This window comes from Pseudonocardia xinjiangensis (genome assembly GCF_012911925.1).
In the GTDB taxonomy this organism is placed as follows: Bacteria; Actinomycetota; Actinomycetes; order Mycobacteriales; family Pseudonocardiaceae; genus Pseudonocardia; species Pseudonocardia xinjiangensis.
The window spans coordinates 1-3,444 of record NZ_JAAXKY010000275.1; the positions used below are offsets into that span (position 1 = coordinate 1).

The window sequence follows — 3,444 nt, forward strand, 5'->3', positions numbered from 1 at the left end:
GCGGCCGGCGGTCTCGCTGCCGAAGGACGTCGTGTCCATCCCGCCTCCCTCCGGCCGCCGTGGGTGGTGCCCGGCGCACCGTGACAGCGTCCGCGTGACCGGATGGCCGCACATCCTCCGCTGCGGGTGAGGGCTGCCCCTCCGGGTTCTGTCACCCGGCGAGGGTGATGCCCGCCGGGCGACCGAGCCCGCAGAGTCGCCGGCACCAGGTCCGACCGGAAGGCAGGCAGATGGCGACTTTGACGGTGTGGCGGTTCGACACGGCCGACGGGGCGCAGAACGCGCTCACGACGCTCGAGCGCCTCCAGAAGGAGGAGCTCATCCAGGTTGTGGACGCCGCGGTGGTGTCGTGGCCCGAGGGGCGGAAGAAGCCCCGGACCAAGCAGCTCCACAGCCTCGCCGGGGCGGGTGCGCTCGGCGGGAGCTTCTGGGGCCTGCTGTTCGGCCTGATCTTCTTCGTGCCCCTGCTCGGCATGGCGGTCGGCGCCGCGATGGGCGCGCTGACCGCCTCGATGGCCGACGTGGGCATCGACGACGACTTCATCCGCAAGGTGCGCGACAAGGTCACCCCGGGCACCTCGGCCCTGTTCGCGATGACCTCGAACGCCGTCACCGACCGGGTGCTCGAGCACTTCCAGGGCACCCGCGCCGAGCTCATCTCCACGAACCTCTCGGCCGAGCAGGAGGCGAAGCTGCGCGCGGCGTTCGAGGAGAGCGAGCAGGAGGCCTGATCCGACGTTCATCACCATCTTCGGGTGACCTCGACGATCAGCGAGCGCCATAGCGTGCGGGGATGGGCGTTCCCGCTGATCCTCCGGACCCGTCCCCGACCGACGGCCGGGCCGGCGCCGCGCCGGTGGGGGCCGCGCTCCCGCGCGGGGTGGTGGTGCTGCTCGGCACGGCCGCCGCGATCGTCATCGCGGCGGGCCTGCGCTCGGTCGCCTGGCTGATCGGGCCGGTGTTCCTGGCCCTCATCATCGTGATCGCGGTCGCGCCGGTGCAACGCTGGTTCCGGCAACGCGGCTGGCCCCGGTGGGCCATCACGCTCGTGCTGGTCCTCGCGGTCTACGGGGTCGTGGTGGTACTCGCCCTGACGGTCGTCGTCTCCATCGCCAGGCTGGCCACGACGCTGCCGGAGTACGCCGAGCAGAGCAAGGCACTGGTACAGTCGGCCACGAACCTGCTGGCACGGTTCGGCGTGAGTCCCGAGCAGCTACGGCACATCGTCGACTCCCTGGACATCGGCAAGCTCGTCGGGCTGCTCGGCGCCTTCCTCGGCAGCATCGCCGGCCTCGCCGGCAACCTCGTCTTCATCCTGGCGCTGCTCCTCTTCCTCAGCATCGAGACCGGCGGCGCCGCAGCGCGGATCCGGCTCATCGCCACGGACCGTCCCGCCGTCAGCGAAGCGCTGGGCAACTTCGCGCACGGCACCCGCCAGTACCTGGTCGTCACGACGGTGTTCGGCCTCATCGTCGCCGTGCTCGACACCATCGCACTGGCCCTCATCGGCATCCCGCTCGCCGTCACGTGGGGCCTGCTGTCGTTCGTCACCAACTACATCCCCAACATCGGGTTCATCCTCGGAGTCGTACCCCCGGCGCTCCTCGGACTGCTGGTCGGCGGCCCCCAGACGATGGTCCTGGTCATCGTCCTCTACTGCATCCTCAACTTCGTGGTGCAGTCACTCATCCAGCCCCGCTTCATCGGCGACGCGGTCGGCCTCTCGATCACCGTCACCTTCCTCGCACTGGTGTTCTGGACCTGGCTGATCGGGCCTCTCGGCGCGATCCTGGCGATCCCGCTCACGCTGCTCACCAAGGCCCTGCTCGTCGACATCGACCCGCGCGCCGCCTGGGCGGACGCCCTGCTCCGGTCCTCCGCCATGAACGTGGACGAGTCGCCGGCCACGCCGACCACCCCGGCCGCACCGCGCCGGCCGTGGTCCCGGTGGCGGCTGCGCCATCAGCGGACACCGGGCTGAGCATCCGGCCAGGGCGGCGACCCCGGACGGCGGGCGTTCACCCGTTCCGGGCGACGCCGCCGCCTGCTCCCACGGCGACGATCGCCGCGCAGGTATCGCCGCGAGGAGGAGCCATCGATGAGTACCCAGATCCCGTCCCGGCCCGAGACCACCCCCGAACCTGCGACCGCACGGCGCGGGACGAGCCCACTGCGGATCCTCGCGCTGGTCGGCGCCGCACTGATGCTGATCTTCGTCGTCCGGAACCGGGACGTCAGCCGCCGGAGCTAGCCGACCGTCGTCGAGGCACGAGGGGGTCCGCTCGGCGCCCCTTGCGCTCCGAGATCTCCCCGCGACCACCTGCCGGCACACCCGAACCGGGCGTGCGCGGGACGGACGCGAGCACCGAGGCGCAGAGCCCTGTACCCCGGTCCCCCACCACCGCCCGATGCGCCGTCCATGAACGCACCGATCCTCATCGTGCTGGTCATCGCGACCGCACTGGTGTTCGACTTCACGAACGGCTTCTACGACACGGCGAACGCGATGGCGACGTCCATCGCGGCCGGTGCCCTGCGTCCCAAGGTGGCGGCCGCGATCGCCGGTGTCCTGAACCTGGCCGGCGCGTTCCTGTCGGTGGGTGGCCAGGACCATCGCAGGCGGCCTCGTCGACGACACGCGGATCACCCCGGTCGTGGTCTTCGCCGGGCTCGTCGGCGCGATCCTGTGGAACCTGCTGACGTGGCTGTTCGGCCTGCCCTCCAGCTCGTCCCACGCGCTGTTCGGTGGGCTCATCGGTGCGACGCTCGTGGCCGACGGTTTCGGTGCAGTGCACGTCGACGCGGTGGTCGGCAAGATCCTGTTGCCCGCGGTGATCTCCCCATTGCTCGCGGGGCTCGTCGCGCTCACGGTGACGTTCCTGGCCTACCGGATCACGGCGCGGGCCGACCGCGCGACCGTGCACCGGGGCTTCCGGCTCTGCCAGGTCGTCTCGGCGTCGATGGTCGGCGTCCCTCGGCGCGATGGCCTCCGCGGTCGCGGCGAACGGCACGGGCGGCGTGGTCGCGGTCGCCGTCGCCGTCGTCGCACTCGGTGGCGGCATCTATGCCGCGTCGCGCCGCAACCCCGTGAGCGCGCTCAACGTCAACGACGTGCCGACGCCGCCGCCCGTCCGCGCCGCGGCCTGACCGGAGGTCCGCATGACGATCGCCTGGGGTTCCCTGCTCGTCGTCGCCGTCGGGTCCGTGGCGGTGGCGGTCACGGTCGTGTCGCTGGTCGCGTTCGCCCTCGACGCGCTGTCGCGCTGTCGCGAGGAGGCGGCGGGCGGCGGAACGTTCGACGGCAGGGCTGGTGCTCGCCTCCGGCTGCCTCGCCGGGGCGCTGGTGGTCGTCGGCTACGGGCTGTACGTCCTCGCCGCGTGACCACCGCAACGGCAGGCGGATCGCTCATCCGATCCGGGTGAGGACGCTGCTCGACCCTGCTC

Annotated in this window: 5 protein-coding genes and 1 pseudogene; all 6 read left to right on the forward strand. The window is 71.7% G+C overall.

The window, feature by feature from the left end:
* The first annotated feature begins 230 nt into the window (after nt 1–230).
* The 6 genes and pseudogenes from HF577_RS36875 to HF577_RS39035 all read left to right on the forward strand — a co-directional run bounded on the left by HF577_RS36875 (nt 231) and on the right by HF577_RS39035 (nt 3,423).
* Nucleotides 231–731 carry a DUF1269 domain-containing protein gene (locus tag HF577_RS36875; RefSeq protein ID WP_169400632.1) on the forward strand — a complete coding sequence of 167 codons (501 nt, stop codon included), beginning with the start codon at nt 231–233 and terminating at the stop codon, nt 729–731.
* Nucleotides 732–793: 62 nt separating this feature from the next.
* The gene (locus HF577_RS36880; RefSeq protein WP_169400633.1) at nt 794–1,981 is read left to right on the forward strand and encodes an AI-2E family transporter; all 1,188 of its coding nucleotides are present in this window, start codon (nt 794–796) and stop codon (nt 1,979–1,981) included.
* 117 nt (nt 1,982–2,098) lie between these two features.
* Nucleotides 2,099–2,251, forward strand: a complete 153-nt coding sequence (locus HF577_RS36885) for a hypothetical protein (protein ID WP_169400634.1) — start codon at nt 2,099–2,101, stop codon at nt 2,249–2,251.
* A 168-nt stretch (nt 2,252–2,419) separates the two neighbouring features.
* A pseudogene (locus tag HF577_RS39025) lies at nt 2,420–2,972 on the forward strand (anion permease); the annotation flags it as partial.
* Between the two features lie 10 nt (nt 2,973–2,982).
* Nucleotides 2,983–3,147, forward strand: coding sequence for a hypothetical protein (locus tag HF577_RS39030; protein WP_246267958.1), 165 nt, complete (start codon nt 2,983–2,985; stop codon nt 3,145–3,147).
* Nucleotides 3,148–3,159: 12 nt separating this feature from the next.
* Nucleotides 3,160–3,423: a hypothetical protein gene (locus tag HF577_RS39035; protein WP_246267959.1), complete on the forward strand. Its 264-nt coding sequence runs from the start codon at nt 3,160–3,162 to the stop codon at nt 3,421–3,423.
* Nucleotides 3,424–3,444 lie beyond the last annotated feature (21 nt).

What these genes read in the sequence shown, in the direction of transcription:
- HF577_RS36875 (WP_169400632.1), top strand. Translation starts at nt 231, where the DNA reads ATGGCGACTTTGACGGTGTGGCGGTTCGACACGGCCGACGGGGCGCAG.
- HF577_RS36880 (WP_169400633.1), top strand. Translation starts at nt 794, where the DNA reads ATGGGCGTTCCCGCTGATCCTCCGGACCCGTCCCCGACCGACGGCCGG.
- HF577_RS36885 (WP_169400634.1), top strand. Translation starts at nt 2,099, where the DNA reads ATGAGTACCCAGATCCCGTCCCGGCCCGAGACCACCCCCGAACCTGCG.
- HF577_RS39030 (WP_246267958.1), top strand. Translation starts at nt 2,983, where the DNA reads ATGGCCTCCGCGGTCGCGGCGAACGGCACGGGCGGCGTGGTCGCGGTC.
- HF577_RS39035 (WP_246267959.1), top strand. Translation starts at nt 3,160, where the DNA reads ATGACGATCGCCTGGGGTTCCCTGCTCGTCGTCGCCGTCGGGTCCGTG.